Source organism: Oscillibacter hominis (assembly GCF_014334055.1).
Classification (GTDB): domain Bacteria; phylum Bacillota; class Clostridia; order Oscillospirales; family Oscillospiraceae; genus Oscillibacter; species Oscillibacter hominis.
Genome location: NZ_CP060490.1, coordinates 1,715,388 through 1,739,975, shown reverse-complemented (window position 1 = coordinate 1,739,975; position 24,588 = coordinate 1,715,388). Strand labels below are relative to the sequence as shown.

The 24,588-nt window shown below is 57.7% G+C and carries 16 protein-coding genes and 1 riboswitch; of the genes, 14 read left to right on the top strand and 2 right to left on the bottom strand.

Annotated elements, in window-relative coordinates; genetic code table 11:
- Positions 1–108 precede the first annotated feature (108 nt).
- The 9 genes from H8790_RS08670 to H8790_RS14040 all read left to right on the top strand — a co-directional run bounded on the left by H8790_RS08670 (position 109) and on the right by H8790_RS14040 (position 17,502).
- Positions 109–2,442 (top strand): S-layer homology domain-containing protein, encoded by a 2,334-nt coding sequence (locus H8790_RS08670; RefSeq protein WP_187332144.1) that lies wholly within the window; start codon positions 109–111, stop codon positions 2,440–2,442.
- A 342-nt stretch (positions 2,443–2,784) separates the two neighbouring features.
- Positions 2,785–3,240: a hypothetical protein gene (locus H8790_RS08665; protein ID WP_187332143.1), complete on the top strand. Its 456-nt coding sequence runs from the start codon at positions 2,785–2,787 to the stop codon at positions 3,238–3,240.
- A 52-nt stretch (positions 3,241–3,292) separates the two neighbouring features.
- Positions 3,293–3,384, top strand: a riboswitch (cyclic di-GMP riboswitch).
- A gap of 39 nt (positions 3,385–3,423) precedes the next feature.
- Positions 3,424–12,252 carry a Cna B-type domain-containing protein gene (locus H8790_RS08660; RefSeq protein ID WP_187332142.1) on the top strand — a complete coding sequence of 2,943 codons (8,829 nt, stop codon included), beginning with the start codon at positions 3,424–3,426 and terminating at the stop codon, positions 12,250–12,252.
- A gap of 206 nt (positions 12,253–12,458) precedes the next feature.
- Entirely contained in the window at positions 12,459–13,559 is a 1,101-nt protein-coding gene (srtB, locus tag H8790_RS08655) for a class B sortase (RefSeq protein ID WP_187332141.1), read from the top strand.
- 114 nt (positions 13,560–13,673) lie between these two features.
- On the top strand, positions 13,674–14,678 hold the full coding sequence (locus H8790_RS08650) for a biotin--[acetyl-CoA-carboxylase] ligase (protein ID WP_187332140.1): 1,005 nt from the start codon (positions 13,674–13,676) through the stop codon (positions 14,676–14,678).
- 14 nt (positions 14,679–14,692) lie between these two features.
- A complete protein-coding gene (locus H8790_RS08645; protein WP_187332139.1) occupies positions 14,693–15,235 on the top strand; it encodes a chromate transporter in 543 nt (180 codons plus the stop codon).
- A complete protein-coding gene (locus tag H8790_RS08640) occupies positions 15,232–15,810 on the top strand; it encodes a chromate transporter (protein WP_187332138.1) in 579 nt (192 codons plus the stop codon). Before H8790_RS08645 ends, H8790_RS08640 begins: the two co-directional genes overlap by 4 nt.
- Positions 15,807–16,286 carry a GNAT family N-acetyltransferase gene (locus H8790_RS08635; protein ID WP_187332137.1) on the top strand — a complete coding sequence of 160 codons (480 nt, stop codon included), beginning with the start codon at positions 15,807–15,809 and terminating at the stop codon, positions 16,284–16,286. Before H8790_RS08640 ends, H8790_RS08635 begins: the two co-directional genes overlap by 4 nt.
- A 304-nt stretch (positions 16,287–16,590) precedes the next feature.
- Positions 16,591–17,502: an Ig-like domain-containing protein gene (locus H8790_RS14040; protein ID WP_187332136.1), complete on the top strand. Its 912-nt coding sequence runs from the start codon at positions 16,591–16,593 to the stop codon at positions 17,500–17,502.
- A 38-nt stretch (positions 17,503–17,540) separates the two neighbouring features.
- Here H8790_RS14040 and H8790_RS08625 read toward each other — a convergent pair whose 3' ends face one another.
- The gene (locus tag H8790_RS08625; protein ID WP_187332135.1) at positions 17,541–18,161 is read right to left on the bottom strand and encodes a TetR/AcrR family transcriptional regulator; all 621 of its coding nucleotides are present in this window, start codon (positions 18,159–18,161) and stop codon (positions 17,541–17,543) included.
- An 11-nt stretch (positions 18,162–18,172) separates the two neighbouring features.
- A complete protein-coding gene (locus H8790_RS08620; protein WP_256404980.1) occupies positions 18,173–18,727 on the bottom strand; it encodes a TetR/AcrR family transcriptional regulator in 555 nt (184 codons plus the stop codon).
- 369 nt (positions 18,728–19,096) lie between these two features.
- Here H8790_RS08620 and H8790_RS08615 point away from each other — a divergent pair, with 369 nt between their 5' ends.
- The 5 genes from H8790_RS08615 to H8790_RS08595 all read left to right on the top strand — a co-directional run bounded on the left by H8790_RS08615 (position 19,097) and on the right by H8790_RS08595 (position 24,507).
- On the top strand, positions 19,097–20,440 hold the full coding sequence (locus tag H8790_RS08615; RefSeq protein ID WP_187332134.1) for an amidohydrolase family protein: 1,344 nt from the start codon (positions 19,097–19,099) through the stop codon (positions 20,438–20,440).
- Positions 20,430–21,524: a Rossmann-fold NAD(P)-binding domain-containing protein gene (locus tag H8790_RS08610; protein WP_187332133.1), complete on the top strand. Its 1,095-nt coding sequence runs from the start codon at positions 20,430–20,432 to the stop codon at positions 21,522–21,524. Before H8790_RS08615 ends, H8790_RS08610 begins: the two co-directional genes overlap by 11 nt.
- A gap of 51 nt (positions 21,525–21,575) precedes the next feature.
- Positions 21,576–22,616, top strand: coding sequence for a TRAP transporter substrate-binding protein (locus H8790_RS08605; protein ID WP_187332132.1), 1,041 nt, complete (start codon positions 21,576–21,578; stop codon positions 22,614–22,616).
- Between the two features lie 95 nt (positions 22,617–22,711).
- Complete coding sequence (locus tag H8790_RS08600) at positions 22,712–23,230, top strand: TRAP transporter small permease (protein WP_187332131.1); 519 nt, start codon at positions 22,712–22,714, stop codon at positions 23,228–23,230.
- Positions 23,230–24,507, top strand: coding sequence for a TRAP transporter large permease (locus H8790_RS08595; protein WP_187332130.1), 1,278 nt, complete (start codon positions 23,230–23,232; stop codon positions 24,505–24,507). Before H8790_RS08600 ends, H8790_RS08595 begins: the two co-directional genes overlap by 1 nt.
- Positions 24,508–24,588: the final 81 nt, after the last annotated feature.

Genomic DNA, 24,588 nt, shown 5'->3' with positions numbered 1-24,588 from the left:
TAGAAAAAATTGACAGGAAAGAAAACCGAGCGGGTGTCGCTCGGTCCTTTGGTATGTACCAAAGGACAATACGCTCTGAATAGATACAACATAAAAGGAGACAAACCTATGGAAAAGTCAAGGAGATACTTATCAATTTTGCTGGCTGCAATCATTTGCATCGGCCTTTTTCCCGTGACAGGCCAGGCCTATGACATTGGAGTGCCAGGGCTTCCATCTATTGGTGTCGATGGTGAAGAGCTGGCAGCGGGCATCTACTATTTCTATCAAAACAAAACGTTGGTGACCGAAGGGGCAGACAATTCGAACTATCATATTTATTACGATGAGGAAGCCTCTAAGCTGACCCTGAACAATGTGACCATTGATGGGCATGTCCTCGTCCCCGGGGGGACTACGATCGAAATCATCGGCACGGTCTCCATTGATGGAGGCACTGGGATTCAATCTACTTCCGACGGTGACGTCACCGTGACCGGAGAGGATTCCGCAATCCTTACCGTCACTACCCAAACTGAGGGTATCCTGATTCCTGACGAATTTTCTGGAACGATCGAATTATCGGGCGGCATCACTGTGACGATGAATTGCGGTGCTTATGCAATCAACAATTGCAAAGAGAAAGATGGCGGCGTAAAGGTTGGGGGATCCGTTAACCTGACATCCACCGGTTCCCAGCCGGCGATTGGCACGGACGCCGGGGACATTATGATTTGTGACCAGGCACAAATCGCGGCAAATAGCCAGATTAGCACATCTAAGGGGAATATTTACATTCAGGACAATGCTGTTGTAACTGTTGACACAGCGGGAATCGCGATTTCCGCCGGCTATGGGGATAAGATTGAGATCACAGATGCTGCGCGGGTCACGGCAAAGGGCAGCACAGGCATCAATGCATTTTCCGGAAGCCTGTTGGTGGATAAGAAGGCCACATTGTGTGCAACTGCTACTGGAAAGGACACTGCCGCGATAAGCATAGGTCTGCCGGGCGACACGATCCCGCAAACGGTCCAGATCAATGGGACTGTGGATGCGACGGGTTTTGTGGGGATCGGGGTAAATAATAAAGACAGCGGGATTGTCATAGACGGTGGGACTGCTGCCATCAACTCCAAGCTCGCCGGCCTTTATCTTAGAGATCAGACTGGCACCGCCTCAATCACCAATGGGGCAGATGTTTCAATTACATCTGAGCAGTTTGGGGTTTTCATGGCTGAAGGCGCTGCGAGTCCAGAAATTGAAAACAGCACGATAACAATATCCTCAGGGGAAAAGGCGTTCCTGAGAACTGTTCCCACATTTGGCTATGATGTGTGCCAAAGAAACTGGGCCGGTGACAGCGAGGATACTGCAACTGCTGTAGCGACAAAAGACCTGACGAATGGATTTGCTGCAAGCAAATACCTCAAGGTCATGCCCGCTGCACATACCGGCGGGACAGCGACCCACACGGACCGTGCAATTTGTGAAAACTGCGGGCAAGCTTATGGCGAATTGGCCCATGAGTTCAGCAGCGCCTGGACATCGGATGCAAGCGGGCATTGGCACGCATGCACTTGCGGAGCAAAAGCGGATGCAGCTGCCCATACCCCTGGCGCCGCAGCGACAGGAACTACCCCGCAGACCTGTACGGTATGTGGATATGTCATAGCTCCGGCAACTGGCGGGCACCAGGGCGGAGGCTCCGGTGGAGGGGGCAATCATGTTGTCATATCCTTTGACACAAACGGCGGCGATGACATCAAGAACATAAATAAGAATTTTGGCTCAAGCCTCGATTTAAGTGACTACACCCCTATGCGGGATGGATACATTTTCCAGGGGTGGTATTTGGATCAGGAGATGACTAAACCGGCTGATGATGTGAAGCTGACGAACGATACCAAGATTTATGCCAAGTGGGAATGGGATAACCCCTTTGGCGATATCAGCAAGGAGGAGTGGTTCTACAGCACTGTGGAGTTCGTTTACACGAGCGACCTGATGAAGGGGACTGATATTGGCCAGTTCAGCCCCAACAGCTCGACAACTCGTGGGCAGATAGCGGCCATCCTCTGGAGGCTGGCGGGCAGCCCCGATGCGTCCGGAGGCGATTTTGCGGATGTGGCGAGCGAAACATATTATGCCGAGGCCGTCCGCTGGGCAGACAGTGAGGGGATTGTGAACGGCTATGGAAATGACCTTTTCGGCCCGGACGACCCCATCACCCGTGAGCAGTTCGCCGTAATGCTTTACAACTACGCCGGGAAACCGGCTGCCCCCAATGAGGACTTGGCCTTCAGGGACTGGGAGCAGGGCAGCGACTACGCGCAGGACGCCCTGCGCTGGGCTGTGAGCGAGGGTATTATCTCCGGCAAGCCTGGCAACATCCTTGATCCCCGGGGACAAGCCACCCGTGCCCAGGTGGCAGTTATGCTTCAGCGGTTCCTTGAAAAGTAACGGGCCGGGCACCATCTGCTGTAAATTGAAAAAAGACTCGGATAGAGCGGGCGGACAGAACTGTTTGCCCGCTCTATCCATAGTTTGGCTGCAGTTCCATCAGAGGAGGCTGATGGCTCTGGTTATGCGGAAAAGATCGGAGAATGTACCCATTTTTGTAACGGTGATCAGATAGAATAGGCAAAACAACCGGCAGAGCGGGCTGCCCCATAAGCCCCTCAGCCCGGTAACGGAAAAACTTGTTTCTGGAAAGAGAAAATGTAAAAATAATTTCAAAATGTATCCAGATGTGTAACCGACGGCGTGTAGACTGGGTACACAAGAGCAGAAAGGAGGCGGCATATGCACAGGGTACTGGCAAACGAATACCATACTACTGTCGTATGCATCGACTCTTATCAGGACAGGATCCTGCGGGGGCGGCTGTATAACCTGATGCTGGATGGGTCGGTTCCCTTCCATGGGTTCATTGAATTCCTCATGGCCATGGAGACGATCCTGGATCAGATGAACTTCCCACAGCCATTTACCGCAGAGCGCTCCTTCCGGCCAGTGGACAAAACGCTCCCCCAGGTGCGGACGGAAAATATGGAGCAGCGGGGCCAGGCGGCTACCTTCTCCATCAAAGTGATTTTCCGTCAAAACGCCAGCTGGCAGGGAACCGTTGCATGGCTGGAGGAAGGGCGGGAAGAGAGCTTTCGCAGCGTATTGGAGCTCAGTATGCTGCTCAACAGCGCCCTGACTGATGCGGGACAAAGCGATGAATACGAACTGAGAAAGACATCCCCACCTGTTTGACCTGGCATGGACAGCACGCAGGTCATTGAGAAAAATGTGTCAGCAACAGAAATATCTGAAACGGCAAACCGCCCGAAAGAGCGGGACGCAAAGTTTGGAGGCTAAAGCCCGCCATCCGGGGGCCATGCCTGTCCGGCCGCCACATATTTCGATCTCAATAAGAAATGAAGGGAGAACGAAATTATGGCAACAACAAGGAAGCGGCTTTTGTCGCTGGTGATGGCAGTGATTATGGCGTTCAGCCTGCTGCCCATCAGTGTGCTGGCCGCAAATGAGAGCGATGTCAAAAAACAGACTACGGAGCAGATCGTCAACAAGGGAGGAACCTCCTATTACATGGCGAACGGCTCCGACGGCAGCGCATCCAACTACGATGTGTCCGTCACCAAGGAATTGACGGCCACCGGAGTGGAAAATGAGTTCAACGTGAAGGTGAACGTCACCTATAAGAACGCAACCACCACCACCCAGAGCGCCGACGCGGCGACCACGCTGATCATCGATACCTCCGGCTCGATGGACTACTGCGCCGAGTGCGGACAAAACAGCATGGAAGAGCACACAGAGTGGCACCAATACTGCCCCGACGGCAGCGGTAAGGAGTATGTCCGGGGAGAGTGGGTTTCTACCAGCAAATACAATGGTTATTATGCCTGTGCCAACTGCGGCAAAAGAGAACGCAATCACAATTCGGAGTTAGTTACCACCTATGAATGCAGCGACTGCGGCAGCACCCAGTCCCGGATCATGGCGGCCCAGGCGGCGGCCTGCGCCTTCCTGGACAGCTATGCCTCCGGCGCACAGGCGGGCACCCACCGCTATGTGTCTCTGGTGACCTTTGCACAGAGTGCAAATTCCCGGGATCTGGACACGCAGACCAGCGGCAAACAGTATTGGGTGGACGTTACCGACGCCACCGCACTGCAGCGGGCCAAGGACGTGATCAACGGCCTGAGCGCCAGTGGCGGCACCAACACCAGCGGCGGCGTGATGCTGGCCAACAACCTGTTCACCCAGAAAAGCGTGAACAGCCAGGTCGCGGGCATTGACAACAAGTTTGCCGTGCTGCTGACCGACGGCCAGCCTACTTACCGCAGAGACGCCAGCAGCAATGATGTGGATTCAATTTCTAAAGACGGCGGAAATGGCTCTGAAACAAGCAGCTCCAACAGCCGGGCGGTAGAGAATACCTGCAAAACTCTGGTGAACTCCACCGGCGTGGACCTGTTCGCCATCTCTTATGGTTTGAGCGGCAACATTGTCAATGGCAGCGGCACGACCAAGACCATCACCAGCTGGCTGCAGGACGACTGTTATGTGGGGAAGCGTCCGGCCGACGATCCCACAAACCCCAATCGGAGCGACGTGTTCATGGCCGGCAATTCGGCGGCTCTGAACAGCGCCTTTTCCTCCATTCTCAACAGTATCGAGCAAAGCGGTTCCACCGGTGAGGCGGCGGGCGATATCGTCTCCGGCGGAGCCGTGGAAACCAAGGATAAGTGCATCGGCTTTGTCCAGTTCACCAGCGCCAACGGCGCCACGCAGGCCGATGGTGAGATTGTCTGGAACCTGGCCGGAGCCGCCAAGGATACCACCGGCGTGCCCGAGGGCTACACCTCCTACACCATGACCTACAAGGTGCGCCTGGACAACACCCAGGACGGCTTTGTGGAGGGAGAGGAGTACTCCGCCGGCGCGGCCTCCTTCACCTATCAGGACGCCAGTACCGGTAACGAGTACACCAAGACTTCCCCCGCCCCCATCGTGAAGGGCTATTTGGGCAGCCTGGTCTTCAACAAGGTGTCTCATCACACCGTGAACGGCAAGCAGCTGCTTCTGCCTGGTGCAAAGTTCACCCTGACCAGCACCAGCACCAATCCGTCCATCGTCCGTGAAGCCACCTCCTCCGCGGAGGAGGGCCACAAGGGCGAGGTGCTGTTCGATGAGACCATCCCCTCCGGCTATACCTATACCATGAAAGAGTTCCCGGCTCCCGAGGGTTATGTGGCCAACGACAGTGAGTGGGCCGTGACCGTCAACTACGGCGAGGTCACCATCACCTCGGTGAAGGGCGACGCCCTGAGCGATGGCGGCAGCGTGGTCAACAAGCTGGCGCAGACCTACAAGGACCTCACCCTCACCAAGAGCTGGTATATGCCCGCCAATCCCCAGGGCGGCGAGTCTACCACGGCCATCTACGTCAACGTGTATCAGGACGGCGGCAGCGAGGCGTTTGCCACGCTGTACCTGAACGGTTCCACGGCTACGGTAAATAACTGCGCCGACAGCAATGTCCGCGTCGCGGCCACCCAGAACACCACGACCAAATACTGGGAGTACACCCTCACCGTACCCGACAACAATCCGGAAAACGGCGGCAGCCATACCTACACCATCTCTGAACCTACGCTGACCGGCTTTGATCAGAGCGGCAGCGGTTTGGCCCTGATCAACACCGCCACCGGCAAGACCTCGATCTATGTGGAGAAGGAGTGGATCCTGCCCGAGGGCGTGGAGCTCACCCTGCCCCGCACGGTCCAGGTGGAAGTGCTGCGCAACGGCGAGAGCTTCGGCGACGGCGGCCACACCTACCTGGATGTGGACAGCAGCAAGGCCACAGGAAACACGGCTGCCTCCCTTGAGCTGGATCTCTATGATAGCAACGGCGAATACTATACCTATACCGTAAGCGAAGTCACTGCCTCCACCTATCAGCTGGTGTCCATCACCGGTGAAGGCAGCCAGGCCGAGCCTTTCGTGATTACCAACACCGTGGCCAATGAGACAGTGCCCGTAACGGTCAGCAAGACCTGGCAGGATGCAGGCGACGGCTCCAAGCGGCCCGCGTCCATCAACGTCCAGCTGCTCCAGGACGGCGCAGCCTATGGCAGCGCTGTGGAGCTGCGGGGCGAGAGCTGGAGCCACGAGTTCGGCAATTTGCCCAAGTACAGCTTCCTGGATCAGAACGGCAAAGAGACCACGGACCTGAGCAAGGTCGTCTCCGTGAAGGCCCACACTTATACGGTGCAGGAGCTGGGCAATTTTGACGGCTACACCTCCTCCGCCGAGGGCCTGACCCTCACCAACACCCGTCAGGAAACCGGTTCCATCACCGTCACCAAGTACTGGGAAGACGGCATTACCGGCGGCCACACCGGCTCGGTTGTGGTGCGGCTGAACGACGGCACCGTGTATGAAGACAAGACCCTGAACGAGGGCAACGACTGGACCGCCTCCTGGGAGAATGTGCCTCTGTTCGACGCCACCGGCAACAAGATTACCTACACGGTTTCCGAGGTCAGCGGACCTGAAAACTACGTCCCCGTCATCTCCTATGGCGACAATGACGAGACCTCCGCGGTGTTTGTGAACGGCGCGGCCTCCGTGGCCATCACCAATACCCCTGATGGCAGCGGGGAGACCACCTCCGTCACCGTGAACAAGACCTGGAACCACCCCTCCGGCTACACCGCTCCCGGCGCCACCTTTACCCTCTATCAGGAAAAGGAGGACGGCAGCGAAAAGACAGCCTATGTCTATCCCGCGGACGCCGGATGCACTAACCCCGCGGAGAACGTGACCAATACGTACACCTTCACCAACCTGCCCAAGTACTATTTTGAGCAGGATGAGGAAACCGGCGAGTCCATTGCGGTTCCCTATCGCTACACCGTGGTGGAGTCCTCCGTCACCAACGCCAATGGCGATGCTTACACCAGCAGCGTCACCACCGAAACCGGCGCGGACGGCAATGTGATTTACAACTTTGTCAACACCATCACCGGCAGCGTCTCCGTCCAGGTCAGCAAGGAGTGGATCGACCTGCTGGCAGGCAGCGACAGCAGCCGCAAAGCCCAGGCTGAACTCCAGCTGGAGCGCAGCACCGACAACGTCAACTGGGAGGCCATGACCGGCAAGACGGTGTCCACCAATGTGGATAAGACCTTTACGCCCTGGTCCGGCCTGGAAAAGTACGATGCAAGCGGCCGGCTGTACAGCTACAGAGTGACTGAGAAGGCCATCATGGGCTATGAGACTCCCGTGATCTCCGACGATCTGGACAGCTCCGCCAACTTTGAGTTCAAAGTGACCAACAAGCTGGCCCAGAGCACTACCGGCGCCTTCACCGTCACCAAGAACTGGGTGGACGGCAGCGCCGCCAACGCGGATCGTCCGGCCATCACCCTGAAACTGAAGCAGGGCACCAGCGTGTATGGCACCGTCACCGTGGCGGGCAACGGCACTGTCACTTTGGCCGACGGCAGCAAGCTGGCCGCCGATCAGGTGAGCGCCAATGTGAACACCACCAACAACAGCTGGACCGTCTACTTCAACGGACTGCCCCTCTACAACATCGGAGCTTCCTCCGTCACGGCCTATGTGTATTCCATCGAAGAGGCCAGTGTGGAGGGCTACCAGAGCTCGACCGTCAACCATGAAAACAGCAATTCCGCCCTCATCACCAACACCCTGACCCAGGGCGTGAAGGATGCGACTGTCACCAAGCTCTGGGTGGATCCCACCAACGAACATCCCGACGTGACCTTCTCTCTGAACGCCAGGCTGGCAAGCGGCGCTCCCGTGACCACCGTCGACGGGGCGGCCCTGCCCACCACCATCGTCCTGACGCAGGATGAGGAAAAGGCCAATGCGGATGACAGCGACAACATCTACCTGGCTGTGGGTGCCGGCACCAACGAGTGGAGCTACACCATTTCCGGCCTGCCCAAGTACAACGACAACCGCAGCGAGATCTTCTACACCTTTGATGAGCCCACCGCGCCCGAAGGGTATACCAAGAAGGCCCTGGAGGTGGAGGGCAAGGTTGTCCCCAACGCCTTCGTCAACACCATTGAGCAGGCCACGGTTTCCGTTGCCGGCACCAAGGCCTGGGACCGCACCGTTGAAGGCGACTACTACGTTCCCGGCACGGTTGAGGGCATCTATGTGGCCCTGTACCGCGACAACAACCAGCTGGTTCCCGAGAGTGAGCTGGCCGAGGGCGTCACCAACCCCCTGTATGTGACCAAGGGCGACGGCGACACCGATGCGCTGTGGAGCTTCTCCTTCGGTAATCTGAACAAGTATGCTGTGGACGGCGACGGCCACGAGTACTCCTACAGCGTCAGCGAGGTCTACTACGAGACCGTTGAGGGCCAGCAGGTCCTGCGCAAGGTGGAGAACAACGGCTCCATCGTCTTCGGAAACGACACCTATGACGTCACCTATGGCGAGAACAACAGCATCAGCAATACCTACAATCAGCCTCAGAAGTACTGGTACCGCGTGGACACCAGCTACACCACCGTCCAGTCCGGCACTACCATCTTCTCCTACAGCTCCGCCGGCACGGTGCAGGAGTTTGCGGGCCCCGGCACGCTGAGTGTCGATCCTGCGGACTATGCAGCGCTGAAGGGCATTCCCTTCGAGTATGTCTCTGACAACACCCGCGCCTTCATCGACGTGAAGGATGGGGAGGACACTCCGCTGGAGTTCACCGGTGATGTGTCCGTCACTGTGGATCAGATCAACCAGGTGTACGTGATCCATCTGGAGTATGTCCGTACCCTCTATAAGCTGACCACCAATTACCAGTATCTCACTCCCCAGACCATCAACGGCGAGGTCACCAGCGAGGTTTATCCCTCTACCACCGATCCTGTTCAGCAGACCGGCGAGACCACTGATGTCGAAAAGTATGTGGATCCCGGCAAGTACACCGCGACCCAGGCCTTTACCACCGAACGCAAGAGCGCTCCCGCGGGCTATGAGATCGTGAAGGTCACCCTGCGCAACGGAACCGGCGAGGTCCAGACCGTGGAAGTGAAGGACGGAAGCATCACCTTCCCCGACAGAGGAAACTTCAACAGCGCAGATGTGACCGTGACCTACTACTACGAAAAGATCACCGCGGAGCATCAGACCATCGGCGACCAGGTCACCTTCACCAAGAAGGGCGACGGCGGCGAGATTGTTAGCAGCAGCAACAACAATCAGATCACCACCAACGCGGTGTTCGGTCTGTTCAGTGACGCCAGCTGCGCCAAGGAGTCCTTCATCAAGGAGCTTTCCATCGGCACGGACGGCAAGCTGACCATTACGGCCGGCAAGGGCCAGACCACCGACCTGGGCGCGGGCACCTATTACCTGAAGGAGACTGCGGCGCCCACCGGATATGTGATCGGTGCGGAAACGGTCTATAAAATCGTCGTTGCATCCAATGACACCTCCCACTGGTCCGGCAACGTCTGGTATCCTGAGACCACCTGGACCATCACCGTGGACGGCAAGACCGTCAGCAATACCGATGTGGTCAACAACATGCTGAAGGATACCTACAGTGTGGAGTACTACTTTGAGACCGGCGTCAACAGCAATGCCTATACCCAGAAGAGCGAATACCCCAACAAGACCGATTTGGTCATCACCTATTTCGATACCATCTCTTCCTCCGCCTACGAGCTGGGCAAGGATGGCATGGGCCTGGTGCCTGAGGGCTACAGCCTGAATGCGGCCAAGACCGGCTCCAAGACGCTGACCTATGCAATGGTCACCGGCAATCCGGCCCAGAATGTCATCAAGCTGTACTACGATCTGGATATGACCCAGAGAGAGGACCTCTCCGTCACCAAGAGCTGGATCGGCCAGGCAAAGACCGCCACCGTGGGCCTCTTTGAGACCGTGGACGGCGTGGAGACCCTTTCCACCCGTTCCGATGCGGTGAAGACCATCACCAGCAACGCCACCTGGTCCAACCTGGATGAGTACACCGACGGCGGCAAGGCCATCACCTACGCGGCCTACGAGGTCGTGGACAACGGCAACGGCACCTACACCAAGCTGACAAGCGGAGACACCGTCACCATCGACGGCGTCAAGTACCTGGTGAGCTATGCGGACAACAGCATCACCAACCGTGAGCTGCGGAGCGTGACGGTTACCAAGGCCTGGAGCGGCACGTCTGACGCTGAGAAGGCTGAGGTCAGCCTGAAACTCTACGCCGGCCAGACCCAGGTCAAGGCCAACGCGCTGAACGTGGCCGTGGGTGACGAAAACGGCATCATCACCCTGAATACCGACAAGGGCTACAGCGTGACCTATTCCGACCTGTATGCCACCGATGAGCAGGGCAACCGCCTGGCCTACTCCGTCCAGGAGCTGGATGCTTCCGGCAATGCAGTGGCGGCAGGCAAGCGCATCACGCTGAACGGTGTGAACTTCACCGTCGGCTACAGCGGAACCACCGTAACCAACACCAAAGAACTGGGTTCCATTTTCGTCACCAAGTCCTTTGAGGGAATCGACGCCCTGGGCGGCGACTTCCTGATCACAGTGAAAAACGGCACCGGCGACAGCGCCGAGACCGTGGCCCTGCTTAGTGTGGACGGCAGAACTGTGAACGGCCAGCAGACCATGAAGCCCAGCAGCGGCGACGGCAAGACCACCGCTTACAGCTGGCAGATCACGGGCCTGCCCACCGCCAACACCTACTATGCGGCGGAGTCCGGCGAGGAGGTCGCCAACTACACCCTGCAGGCTGACACGGTCAGAAGCGGCAGCACCACGGTGGATGCAAACAAGGCAATTGCCCTGAAGAATGTCTACCTGCGCGACAACGGCAAGATCACCGTGGGCAAGACCTCCAACCATAACGGCACCTACAGCATCGGCGTTTACTCCTATGACGCAGAGACCGGGTACACCCTGGAGGGTACCGCCGCCAGCCTGACGGTCGGTGCTGAGAACCAGAAGCCCACCGCGGACTTTACAAATCTGCCCACCGGTACCTACTACGTGAAGGAATTCAATGCAGGCAAGGCGCATTACAGCCTGGAGACCACCTACACCGTGAACGGTAAGGCTGCCACGGCCAATGCAGCCGGCTATGTGGAAGTGAAGCTGGAGAAGGATGCCCAGATCGAAGTGATCTGCGACAACCAGTACACCTACGTCCCCAGCCCCACCACCCTCTCCATCGACAAGGTCTGGAACGACGGCGAGAACCGCGACGGCAACCGTCCCGACAGCATTACCGTCAGCATCACCGATAAGAACGGGAACAATGTGGTGAAGGAACTGATCGTCACCAAGGACGCCGAGGGCAAGTACACCGCCAGCCACACGTTCGACGCCAACGGTTACACCGCTCCTTACACTGTGACAGAGCTGGGCTACACCAGAGGCGAGACCTACACCGCAGCTTCTGCGGAGGGCTTTGAGTACACCATCGCCTATCTGAGCGGCGAGGGCGACGCGGCCAAGACCGACGGCACTGTGGTGAACGGCAAGATCACCATCACCAACAGCTATGAGCCTGAGACCCTGGCGATCCCCGTGGTCAAGAGCTGGAGCGGCGATTACGCAAGCCGGAACATCAAGAGTGTCACCCTGGAGCTGTATGCCAACGGCGAACCCACCGGACTGGTGGTTGAGCTGACCGGCGACAACGCGGTGGAAGGGGTCAAGGGCAAGTGGTTCGGCCTCTTTGAGTCCAACTACGACGCCGAGACCGAGACCGGCTACACCATTTACCGCAACAGCGAAGGCAAGGCCATCACCTATAGCGTGAAGGAGATCAAGCTGGGCGACCACACCATGACCGGCAGCAGCTGGGGCTACTGGACGGTTACCACCGGCACCTCCACTGCCTCCACGGCTCTGCCCGAAGGGTGGAATCCGGATCTGGAGCTGGCGGAAGACGCACTGGTCCTGACGGTGAACAACCGCTATCACGTGCCTTCCGATCCCTACGATCCTGAGGATCCTCCCAAGGATCCCGAGGAGCCCCCTGTTGAGATCCCCGACGAGCCCACTCCCGGCGGCGACAAGCCTGTGATTCCCGATGAGCCCGGCGACGAGCCCACTGAGATCGAGGATGAGCCCACTCCCACCGGCCCGGCGCCCAAGACTGGCGACGTCTCCGGTATCTGGGTGGCACTGGCCTCCATCTCCGCCTGCGGCATCGCGGCGCTGAGCATCTTTGGCAAGCGCAAGAAGGAAGAGGAGCAGTAAGAGCCCTCTGTCCGAAGCAAACAATAGCGAAAGGGGCCTGGACGCAAGTCCAGGCCCCTTTTTTCAAAGGCAGCGGGAAATTGCGGCTTTACAAACCAAAGGGGAGCAGATAAAATAAACAAGACGGAATGAAATCGCAACTGCGCAATGCAGAACGGTTTTCCGCAGGAATAGCGCCTGCGGTCGTACGGAAAGAGGGGAAGCGCTTGAATCGGAACATACGGGTTGTGCTGATCGTCCTGCTCAGCCTCGTCTTTGTGGGCAGCGGAGCCATGATCCTCCGTCAGTTGACTGCCTATCAGGAGGGGGAGGAGCTCTACAACGAGGCGGCCGAGATTGTGGAGCTGCCGGACTTCTCCCTGCTGGAGCAGGAGGAGGTCCTGCCGGCCCAGCCCTCCGGCCCGGAGGGCCCGGCATCGGAGAAGCCCCAGGCCGTCTATGTGGACCCCTATGCGGACCTTTTGAAAAACATGGATTTTTCCGCGCTTCAGGAGATCAACAGCGATGTGCGGGGCTGGATTGTGATTCCCGGCACCGTCATCTCCTATCCGCTGCTCCAGGGATCGGACAACGATTACTACCTGAATCACACCTACAAAAAAACGCTCAGCGTGGTGGGCGCCATTTTCCTGGACAGCCGCTGCAGCGCTGAATTGACGGATTTCAACACCATCATCTACGGCCACAGGATGAACAACGGTTCCATGTTCGCGGGGCTGAAGCACTACAAGAAGCAAAACTATTGGCAAAACCATTCCAAGGTCTACGTGACCACGGATGAGGGGACTTTTACATACCGGATTTTCTCCGCTTACGAAGGCAGCGCCAGCGGCGAGAGCTATCGGCTGTCCTTTTCCAGCGACGAGAAAAAGCAGGAGTTTTTGGATACGGTCTGTGCCTCCTCCGTCATTGAAACCGGCATCACGCCGACGGTCAATGACTATGTGCTGACCCTCTCCACCTGCACGGGGAACGGCCATGCCAACCGCTGGATTGTCCATGCCATGCGGGAAGGACCCAAGGAGGAGACGCCTCAGAACGCCGCCGAGCAGCCCGACATCGAGGGCGCCGCGGCGCAGGAGCCTGAGTCTGGCAGTCCGGAAGCTGTCCCGGCGCCCGATGCAAATCAGCCGGAACCCGGTGCAAATCAGGATGTTCCTGCCTCCACGGATGGGCCCCTGCCGGAGGGGGCTTCCTCTGCGGCGGGCGGCCCGCCGGAAGAAGGGAGCGGGGAAGTCGGAGAACAGGACGGGACGCCTGCTCCCGACGGCTCAAGTCCGGGTCCAGGCGGCGGGGCCGCAGAGTAAGAATAGGGAGCCGTCTGAAGCATTCGGACGGCTCCCTATTTTGGTTTTGGAAAGCGTTTACAACCCGGGGGGAACGTGGTAGACTAAGGCGTGAACTGCAAGGAGGGGCGAAGTATGAGCAAAAAACAGGTGCTTGCGCTATTGAAAGAACATCAGGGGGCCTACGTCTCCGGAGAGGGGATCAGCGAGCAGTTGGGCATCACCCGCACCGCCATTTGGAAGGCGGTGGACGCCCTGCGCAGGGATGGCTATACGGTGGAGGCGAAGACGGGCCTGGGCTACCGGCTGACTGAAACGCCGGACGCCTTAACGGAGGCGGAGATCCGGAGCTTTCTTGGCACCACCCAGGTGGTTGGCCGTCATCTGCTCTGCTTGCAGGAGGTGGACTCCACCAATACCTATGCAAAGCGCATTGCACTGGAGGGCGCGGCGGACGGCACCGTGGTGGTGTCGGACTGCCAGACCGGCGGCCGGGGCCGCATGGGGCGCAGCTTCCAGTCCCCGGCGGGAAAGGGCGTCTTCCTGAGCGTGCTGCTGCGGCCGGATATGGCTCCGGCCAGCTTGATCTCGGTCACGGCATTGACGGCTGTGGCCATCTGCGACGCGGTAGAGGACGCCTGCGGCGTCAGGCCGCAGATCAAGTGGACCAACGACCTGGTGCTGGGCGGGAAAAAGCTCTGCGGCATCCTGACGGAGATGTCCCTTGAAGGGGAGAGCGGGCAGCTGCAGTACCTGGTCATCGGCGCGGGGGTGAACGTGGGCCAGGAGGCTGATGACTTTGACAGCGGCGTTAGAGAGATCGCCACATCGCTGAAGATTGCCCTGGGCCGTGAAATCTCCCGGCCGCATCTGGCCGCCGCCATGATCCGATCGCTGGACCAGCTCTATAACGCGCTGCGCAGCGGCCGCCAGGAGGAGTACTTGAAGACCTACCGGCGGGACTGCGTGACACTGGGAAAGACGGTGCAGCTGATCGACGCGGCCGGGAACCGGGAGCAGGTGGCTGCGCTGGATGTGGATGAGCAGTTTGGCCTTGTGGTCCGCTGCGGTGACGGGTCGATGCGGGTGGTGCGCTCCGGTGAGGTATCGGTGCGCGGCATGTACGGATATGTGGAATAATTGAGGTGAACTGATTGAAGGAACTTTGGGACTTGTTTCTCACCTTTGCCAAGGTGGGGGGGATGACCTTTGGCGGCGGGGCGGCCATGCTGCCCATTCTCCAGCGTGAGGTCGTGGATAATCGGCATTGGGCCACAGAGGAGGAGCTGGTGGATTATTACGCCATCGGCCAGTGTACGCCGGGCATCATCGCGGTCAATACGGCCACGTTCGTGGGGCAAAAGCGCCGGGGCGTTGTCGGAGGCATTGCGGCCAGCCTGGGGATGGTGTTCCCCTCGCTGGTCATCATCTCCGTCCTGGCGGGTGTGATCACCAACTTCTCCCACCTGCAATGGGTGCAGAGCGCGTTTGCAGGCATTCGGGTCTGCGTGTGCGTGCTGATTTTCAACGCCACGTTGAAGCTTCTGAAAAAGTCGGTGGTGGACAAGCGGACCTTTGTGATCTTTCTGCTGGTGCTGGTGGGCGGCGTATGCCTAAATGTGTCGCCGGCGCTCTTTGTGGTGCTGGCCGCTGCCGCCGGCATTGTCCTGAAAGGATTGGAGGCGCGGAAGGCATGATCTACCTCCAGCTTTTTTGGGAATTTTTCAAAACCGGGCTCTTTGCCGTGGGCGGAGGCATGGCCACGCTGCCCTTTCTCAGCGATATTGCGGAGTCCACCGGCTGGTATACCCAGGCCCAGCTGATGGATATGCTGGCAGTCTCTGAATCCACACCGGGGCCCATTGGGATCAACATGGCCACCTATGTGGGATTTACGGTGGCTGGAATCCCAGGCGCGCTGATCGCCACGCTGGGCGAGATCACGCCCTGCGTGGGTGTCATCCTGATCGTGGCGATGGTGCTGAAAAACTTCCGGCACAACCGCTATGTGGAGTCGGCGTTCTACGGCCTGCGCCCTGCTTCCAGCGGCCTGATTGCCGCGGCCGGCATCGGAGTGGTGACCGAGGTGCTGATCCACCCAGCGATGCTGACGGCCGGCAATCTGTCTGCCGCCTTTGACTGGCCGGGAATCGTATTGGCCGCCGTGCTTTTGGTGCTGACCAATTGGGTCAAGCCCACGCAAAAGCTGCATCCCATTGTGTTCATCGCCGCCTCTGCGGTGATCGGCGTGGCCCTGGGGTTTGGCGGATGAGGGACGACGCCATCCGGGAGATCACAGAGGATAAGAAGCGGTATCTCCCCCTTTTGCTGCTGGCCGATGAGCAGGAGAGCATGATAGACCGGTATCTGGATCGGGGCCGCATGTTTGTTCTGGAGGAGGACGGTGTGAAAGCGGTCTGTGTGGTAACGGACGAGGGGGACGGGATACTGGAGATCAAGAACCTTGCCGTGGAGCCGCCCCTACAGGGCAGAGGGTACGGACGGCGGCTGATCGAGTATACGGCGCAGCAATTTGGAGGGGCATTTTCCATCCTTCAGGTGGGCACGGGGGACAGTCCGCTCACCGTTCCCTTTTACGAAGCCTGCGGCTTTGCCCGATCCCATCTGGTCAGGAATTTCTTCACCGATCACTACGACCGCCCGATCTTTGAGGGCGGGAAACAGTTGACCGATATGGTGTACCTCAGACGCGAACTGCATTCCGGTGCATGTGATGGCCGTCGCTAAATCTGAAGAGAGCCGCCCCGGGCGGCCCTCTTTTTTACAATGCGGGAACGTGCGTGCAATGAATGTTCGGAACCTTCTGTATAAGCGTGTACCTGTACCCGTTGGGGAGTGTTCCCGGAGCCGGTTGCGCCGGTTGCACAAACATGTCTTTGAGGGAACTCCTTTCTTTTAATTTCGTCTATGGTATGAGAGGCTGAGCAAAAGCAAGAAAAACCGGGAAAAGCAGAAATTCCGGTTGACGCGCCATAGAAAAGCAGATATTATGTAAATGTGATGAACGCGGGGAAAAGAGGAGGAAATTCCCATGAGTATGCAGAAGTGCCCCAAATGCGGAGAGCTTTTTTCCGATACCTACCGGACCTGCCCTTTCTGCGAAGAGGAGGAGGCCATCGCCGAAGGGCGCCACATCAAGCGGCGCAGCGGCGGCCGCCGGATGGCGCAGAAGGACCCAAGCCCAGTGGGACCGGTTTTGATTATTATTTTGATCTTAGTGGCCTGTGTGCTGGTGTATTTCTTCTTTGGGGATTCCATCCGGGAAAAGATGGGCTTTGGCAGTTCCTCCACACCGGAGAGCTCACAGGTAGATGACGTGACGCCGCAGCCCCCGGACATCCCGGAACCGGACGGCAGCGGAGCCGGTTCCAGCAGCTCCGGCAGTTCCAGCGGCACTGTGACGATGCCGGAAGGCGGCGGTTCCAGCAGCGCGGCGGGGGGAGGGGGACAGACCCCCATGCCCTCCGGTACGGCGATCACCCTTTCTTCGGAGGACTTCAGCTTCAACGCCGGAGAGTCGGTTAAACTGACCGCCACAGGCGGCACCGGAAAGTATACCTGGAGCAGCGATGACGACGGCATTGCCTCGGTCAATGCCAGCGGCATTGTTACCGCCATCTCGGCCGGAAACTGTACCATCACCGTCACCGACGGAACCTCCACGGCCACCTGTGTTGCCCGTGTGCGCAAGACGCCTTCCTCCGGCGGCACCACCGCGCCTGCCCAGTCCCTCTCCCTGAGTTCCACGGATTTTACTACCAGCGTGGGGGAGAAGGTCACGCTGAAGGTCAACGGCACCAGCGACGCCGTGTCCTGGGCCAGCAAGAACTCTGGGATTGCCACGGTCTCCGGAGGAGTGGTGACGGCCGTTTCCAGCGGCACCACTACAGTTACGGCCACTGTGGGCGGGCAGACTTTGGAGTGCATTGTCCGCGTCAAATAGGCATAGAACAAGAGCGGGACGCTTCAGCGTCCCGCTCTCTATATTTGCAGCGCCGAGGAATCGTCCCGGCGGGCGATATACCGGCAAAACTCCCTCAGAAGGGGGTCCTTGTCCGAGACCGGGCCGCTCTGCTCATCCACAGACCACTCCATGACAATGCCCCGGTTCATGGCCACGGCGGCCTGGAGGATGTGCTCATTGGACATGGCCGGGTTGATCTGATTCCGGGCCCGGGCCTCCTCCAGCAGCGACTCCAGGATGCGGAAGTAATTGCGGTTGTGGATGCCCAAAATGTCCATTTCCCGGATGGTGTAGGCGTTGTAGGCCCGGGAAAAGTCCTTTCCCGGTGCAGCCATGATCTGGTTGACATCCACCAGGAAGCGGTAGATTTTCTCCATGGGGTCCAGCTGGCTGTACGCCGGGTCTTTCATCCGGCTCTCGTGGTACTTGAAGTAGTCGTCCTCCATGGTCTGAAGGTATTCCCCCAACAGATTGTCCTTATTTTTAAAATACGTATAAAAGCTGCCGTGCGCCACGCCGCTCTCCCGTACGATGTCCTTGACGGACACATTGGAGTAGCCGTGCTGGCGGAAGAGGGACATGGCGGCTGAGACGATCCGCTGCCGGGTGGCGGCGGATTTTTCATATGTTTTACCCATCTGGTTCCTCCTCAGCGGGATCTCAAAAAGCGGATCATCTCATCGATGGAAGGGATGTATTCCTCCACGCAGACATGGCCGGAACTGGAGCACCATTCAATGGTGACGGAGCGGAACAGGTAGACAATTAAATCAATCACAAACTCCTTACTCAGGTCTTTGCGAATGGACCCATCTGAAACCGCCTGGTCAATCAGCTCCGACAGTACGATGAAAAAGTGACGGCTGCGGTCCGCCAGTTGATTGGAGTTGCAGGACAGGTAGGCGTAATACACCCGCAGCAGGTCCTTATACCTGGAATGATTGGTCAGCAGTTGAAGGGAAAAGTGCATATACTGCCGGACTTTCTCCATGCTGTCGGGAAAAGGGGAGGTGCAGAGCACATCTTGATAGTATTGCTGGTAGTGGCTGTCGGTGGCGCTCAGATACTCTGCCAGCAATGCTTCCTTGTTGTCGAAATACTCGTAAAAGCAGCCCACGGAAATCTCCGCTTTCTCTGCAATATCCCCGATGGTGGTCTGATAGAAGCCCCGCTCATTGATGAGCTCAATTGCAACGTCGAAAATCCGCTTTCGGGTTGCCAGGGCCTGTGTTTCTCGCCGTGTGATGGTGATTCACTCCTGTCGCCGCCCGTTTTCCCGTCAGAGCCTGCCTTAATCTGGGACAGAGCGGAAGTAGTTTCGTTCCTATCATAAAGCACAGGTGGGGGTTTGTCCAGTTTGTGGAAGGAAATTTATTACGCAACAAAGAGAAAAATCAAACTTGCAATGTTCGAATTTCGTCAAAGCCTGACAAAATCAACCAAGAAATTTTGCATTTTATACAAAAAACAATGGAATCTTACGGTTGCTATTGACTAATTTTGAAAGGGGTGGTAGTTTAATATTAAAAAATGACATGATTCAGTGAATTGAGTCATACAGGAGTGAGCGAATATGCTGGTATTCAAAAATGCGGTGGTCGTCAATGGAGATGGAAAAACGCTTCAGACGGGCGCCAATGTGCTGGTGGAGAATGACCGGATTGTGGATGTGACCCATTCCGTGGAAGGGCTGAACGAAAAGAACGCCCGAATTATAGACTGTACCGGCAAGGCGGTGCTGCCGGGGCTCATCAACCACCACACTCACAGTGTGGTCATGGGCCCGTTTCTCTCCAGTGGTGCGGCGGCACGCACAAGGGAACAGGTTCTCACCCAGCTGGACCGTGACCTTTTGAACGGCCACACCACGGTGATGGGGGTGGACGGATTTGTTACCATGGATGAGGTCAAGGCCACCCAGGAGCTGCACCCAGTGCGGATCAAGACGGCCGCCGTGCAACTGCCCAAGAGCTTTCTTGCCGCCAACTGTGCCGACGGCGCCGGACTGGATGCGTCCCACCGCGCCATGACCCTTGAGAAGATGTTGGCCGACGGGGCCATCGCCATCGGCGAGGTGGGCTCCGGACAGACCACGGGCGGAGGCGACTATGTCTACATTCCCCGGATGGTAAAAGAGCGCAAGGGCGTCACCATTACTGCGGATCAGTCCTATGCCATGTTTTTGTCGGTGCTGGGCACCTGGGCGGACCGGACTTACTACCGGAGGGACCGGGTGTTGGAGGCGCTGAAGGAGTGTGGGCTGGAGCAGGTATTAACGCCGGAAGAGTGCCGGGATATTGTGTATGAGACTACCTTCCGGGTGTATGACAAGGCTCTGAATGCCTATGAGGAGGCGGTGGAGGCCGGGATTCGCTATGATGTGCCGGTGATTCTCCACCACACGCCTTCCACCACGCTGGAGGTTCAGCGGTTGGCCAGGCGCGGGCTGCGCCGCTTCATCCCATCCCACTCCAACTGCCTCTTTACCGTGGACGAAGCCTTGGACGCCGGGCGGAAGCTCCGAGCGGAATACGGCGTGTGGATTGACGGTGCGGTATTCGATTCCTTTTCCCGCCGGCTGGTGGGCCCCCACCCCGATGTGCTGACCACCATGTTCCGGGAGGGGCTGATCGACCTCCTCTCCACCGACTTTTCCGGCGGACAGTCCGACTCCATGCTGAAGGGTATTGAGTACATCGCGGCGCAGGGGGCGGCCACGCTGCCGGCCGCAGTGGCTGCCGCCACCTCCAACGTGGCAATGGCCATCCCCGGGATTGCTCCGGGGCTGGGAATGGTGAAAAAAGGCTATACTGCGGACCTGTTGGTGGTGGACTACCCTGAAGTTTCACAGTTGAGGCAGGTCTATATTGGCGGCAGGCTGGTGGCGGAGAATGGAGAAACCCGGTATGAAAGGTGAGAAGATGGAAAACAACGAGCTGCTGTACCTGTCTGAAGAGGATACTATTCGGGCGGGCCTTTTAGACATCCGGTTTTGTGTGGACAACGCCGAGGAGGTATTCCGTACTGTTACCCGGGGAGAGTATCTGATGGGTGGGCCAAGCGAAAATGAGCATGGAATCCGCATCTGCTTTCCCAAAGAAAAACGGTTCCCCGGAATGCCGGTGGCCGCGCCGGGCTACAGCTTTATGGCGATGCCGGCCTATGTGGGCGGCCCCTTTGGAGCGGTGGGTGAAAAGTGGTACGGCGCATCTCTTCAAAACCTGAAAAAGAATCTGCCCAGGGCCTACCACATGGTGATGCTCAACGACCTGGAGACGGGGCGGCCTCTGGCACTCTTGACGGCTCCCCTGCTCAGCGCGGCCCGGAGCGGAGCAGCGCCCGGGGTGGCCATGCGCTACCTCTGCCATGACGGATGCAAAAAGGCGGCGCTGGTGGGCGCGGGGCTGATGAATCGGTTTGTGATCCTGGCACTCTTTTCCGAGTGTCCCGGGATTGAGTCGGTTCAGGTCTATGACATCGACGGGGAAAAGTGCAAGGCCTACTGCCGGGAGATGTCGGAGTTCACCGGCCGTGAGGTGTCGGCGGCGGGCTCCATGGAGGAGGCACTGCGGGATGCGGACATCGTCCACACCGGCCAGTCCAACAGCTTTGTGCTGAAAAAGGCGTGGCTGAAGGAGGGCGCGGTGCTGCTGATCTCCTCCGATGTGGAGATTGAGCAGGACATCCTCTGTGATGCGCAGCTTGTGTTCGATCACAAGGCGGCCCACGACATTTGGATTCAAAACGACCCCCAGATGGGCCTTCCCACCTTTGACGCGCTGCGGCTGATGGAAGCGGGCGCAATCCCGGCGGACCGTGTCTGCGACCTGGGGGATGTGATCGAAGGCAGGAGGCTCCCAGAGGGCGTTGGCCATCGCATCTTCTATTGGATGGGAATGCCTGTTTCCGACATTGCCCTGGCCGCAGCACTCTATCAAAATGCGCTGGATAAGAAAATAGGCACCAAGTTGCGCCTTTGGGACAAGCCCCTGTGGAAATGACGTACCTGACTTCTTGCAAAGAAGCTAATTTTAATTTAGGAGGAGATCGTAATGAAAAAAGGCTTATCACTTGCCCTGGCACTGACTCTGGTACTTACCCTATTGGGATCCTGCGGAACTTCCGGGTCCGGGAGTGCATCCGGTGATTCCGGCTCTTCCCAAGGCAGCGGCGGCGCCGCAAGTAAGGTGACGCTGAAATTAGGCACCAAGATGTCCGAGGATTCCTTTGAGGGAAAGTGCTACCAGTACTTTGCCGATCTGGTCAACGAGCGGACCGGGGGAGAAGTGGAAGTTGTAGTGTATCCCTCCGAGCAGTTGGGCGATGCCCAGACCCAGGTCTCCAATCTGCAGCTGGGCACTCAGGAGCTCTACGGTGAGGGCGGAAACTATTTCACCGGCTACAGCAATATGTTTGAAATTACCAATATTCCCTTCCTGTTCAGCAGCAACGAGCAGTTCATTGATTTGGTACAGGGAGATTTTGGTAAAGAGCAGCAGAAAGTTATGGAAGAGAATGGCTTCCACATTGTCAACACCAACCGGGACTGGCTGCGGGGCCCCTATCGTGTGGTCTGTTCCGTCAAGCCCCTCCAGACTCTGGAGGATTTCAAAGGCCTGCGCTTCCGCACCCATGAGAGCGACATGTATATGAAGTGCTGGAGCACCTTGGGCACCAACCCCATCGTCATCAACTGGGGCGAGGCGTATCTGGCTATTCAGCAGGGCACGGCCGAGGCAGTTGCCTCCCCTGTGTCCCAGATCGAGGACATGGGCTTTTATGAAGTGGCGCCCTATATCACCGAAATCGATGAGTATCCCCAGGAAATCCTGATTGTGGCGAACCTGGACGTGTGGAACAAGTTAACGGAAGAGCAGCAGATTCTCACCGACGCAGCCAATGAGACCGCCGCCTACTCCAACGGACTGCTCCAGGAAGAAGTGGACGCATCGATTGCCCGAATGGAAGAGGCGGGCGCCACCTTCTACAAGTTAGACACCAAGCCCTGCACCGAGGCGCTGATGGACGTGTATCAGGACATGGTCAGCGCTGGCACGCTGCCTGAGGGTATTCTGGAGCAGCTGGGCTATTAAAACCTTGTATACAAGACGGCGCGGCAGCGGATTGCCGCCGCGCCGTCTGCCGTTTCGCCGTAAGGCTCGGAAATTTTATGCCAGGGGGAGTATTCATGCTGAAAAAAGTGGACCGGATCTGGTTGGGGTTTCTCAAGGCTCTCTGCCACGCTGAATTGGGTATTTCACTGCTGTGCCTGGTTGGTATTGTTGGTCTAAACAGCTTTGAAATTTTCAGAAGGCAGCTGTTTGGCATCTCCATCATCTGGGTGCAGGAGGTCACGATCTTCCTGATGGTGTGGTTTACATTTATGGGATTTTGCTACGTCTCATACTCGAAAAAGGACATCTATATTACATTCCTCCGGGAAAAGCTCCCCCCGACCGGTCAATTTGTGGTTCGGCTGATCGTCATTGCCGGCATCCTGATATACCTGGTGCCTTTCACCGAATACACCTGGAAACTGATTTTCTCCCAATTAGGAAGCTTCTCCTCTGTTGCACGGTACCCCCTGTGGTGGAAATCGGCGGCGGCTCTGGTAGGCGGTGTGTCACTGATCCTGGTCTTTGTGGATGAATTGAAGGATCTGTTTCTTAACGTGGCTGAACACCTGAAAAGAAAGGAGAAGGCGTAATGTCGGGACTTTGCCTGTTTGTTGTCTTTATGGCCATGCTGCTGCTTGGAGCGCCCATCTCTTTCTCTCTGGGCCTGGGCACCATGGCGGCATGCACGGTGGGCGGTTACTCCCTCTCCTCGCTGCCCCTTTTAATCACCAACGGCGCCAGCAGCTACACGCTGGTGGCCATCCCCTATTTTGTCCTCTTGGGGAACCTGATGAACACGGCTGGCATCACAGACCGCATCTTTGACTGGGCGGAGGCCGCGGTGGGCCACATCAAGGGCGGTCTGGCCCATGCCAATGTATTGGCCAGCGTGGTATTCGCCGGCGTATCCGGAACTTCCACCGCCGACGCGGCGGGGCTGGGCATGGTGGAGATCAACGCCATGACCAAAAAGGGATACCCTGTGGACTTCACCACAGCCATCACCATGGCTTCGGCGGTCCTGGGCCCCATCATCCCGCCCAGCGTCACGCTGCTCATCTACGCCACGCTATCCTCCACCTCGGTTGCAAAGCTGTTTATGGCCGGTATGGTACCCGGGCTTTTGGTGGCGCTGATCCTCTGCGTTACAAGCTACATCCTCTATGTTACAGGCAAAGTTAAGATGCCTGCTCCGGTCAGGTTTTCACTGCAGCGGTTCGTCAAGGCCACCAAGCGGGGCGTTTTTGCCCTGCTGTGCCCCCTGATCCTGCTCTACTTTATGTCCAGCGGAATCGTCACCCCCACAGAGGCCGGCATCATCGGCGTGGTTTACTCTCTGGCCATTGGCCTGTGCTACCGGAGCCTCAGCTGGAAGGTGCTGTTGGACGCGCTGAAAATGACGGTGGAAAGCTGCACACTGATCATGTTCCTCATCGGCATGGGCTCCACCACCAGCTGGTTCCTGACCGCCGAACGAATCCCGTCCCTGATTACGGATATTCTCTTGGGCTTGACAGAAAACAAGTACCTGATCTTGTTGCTGATCAATGTAATTTTACTGGTTCTTGGTATGTTTATGGACGGCACCTCCATCCAGTTGATTATGGTGCCCATCCTGCTGCCCATCATCGATCTTCTGGGGGTCAGCCGGATCACCTTCGGCGTGATGGTGACCATCAACATCCTCATTGGGACCATCACACCGCCCTTTGGAGTCAGCCTGTTTATCATGACCAATATTGCAAAAATCCCCTTTGAACGGGTTGTGAAAAGCTCAGTCCCATTCTACATCCCGTTGATTCTTGCGCTTCTGGCCATTACCTATATCCCCGCCTTTACCCTGTGGCTGCCCAATCTGCTGTATTAGCAAGCGAGTATAAAGTGCACCAAGGGCCGGTGCGGCATTTGCCGCACCGGCCCTTGGCTTCTTGAGTTTATCATGTAATCA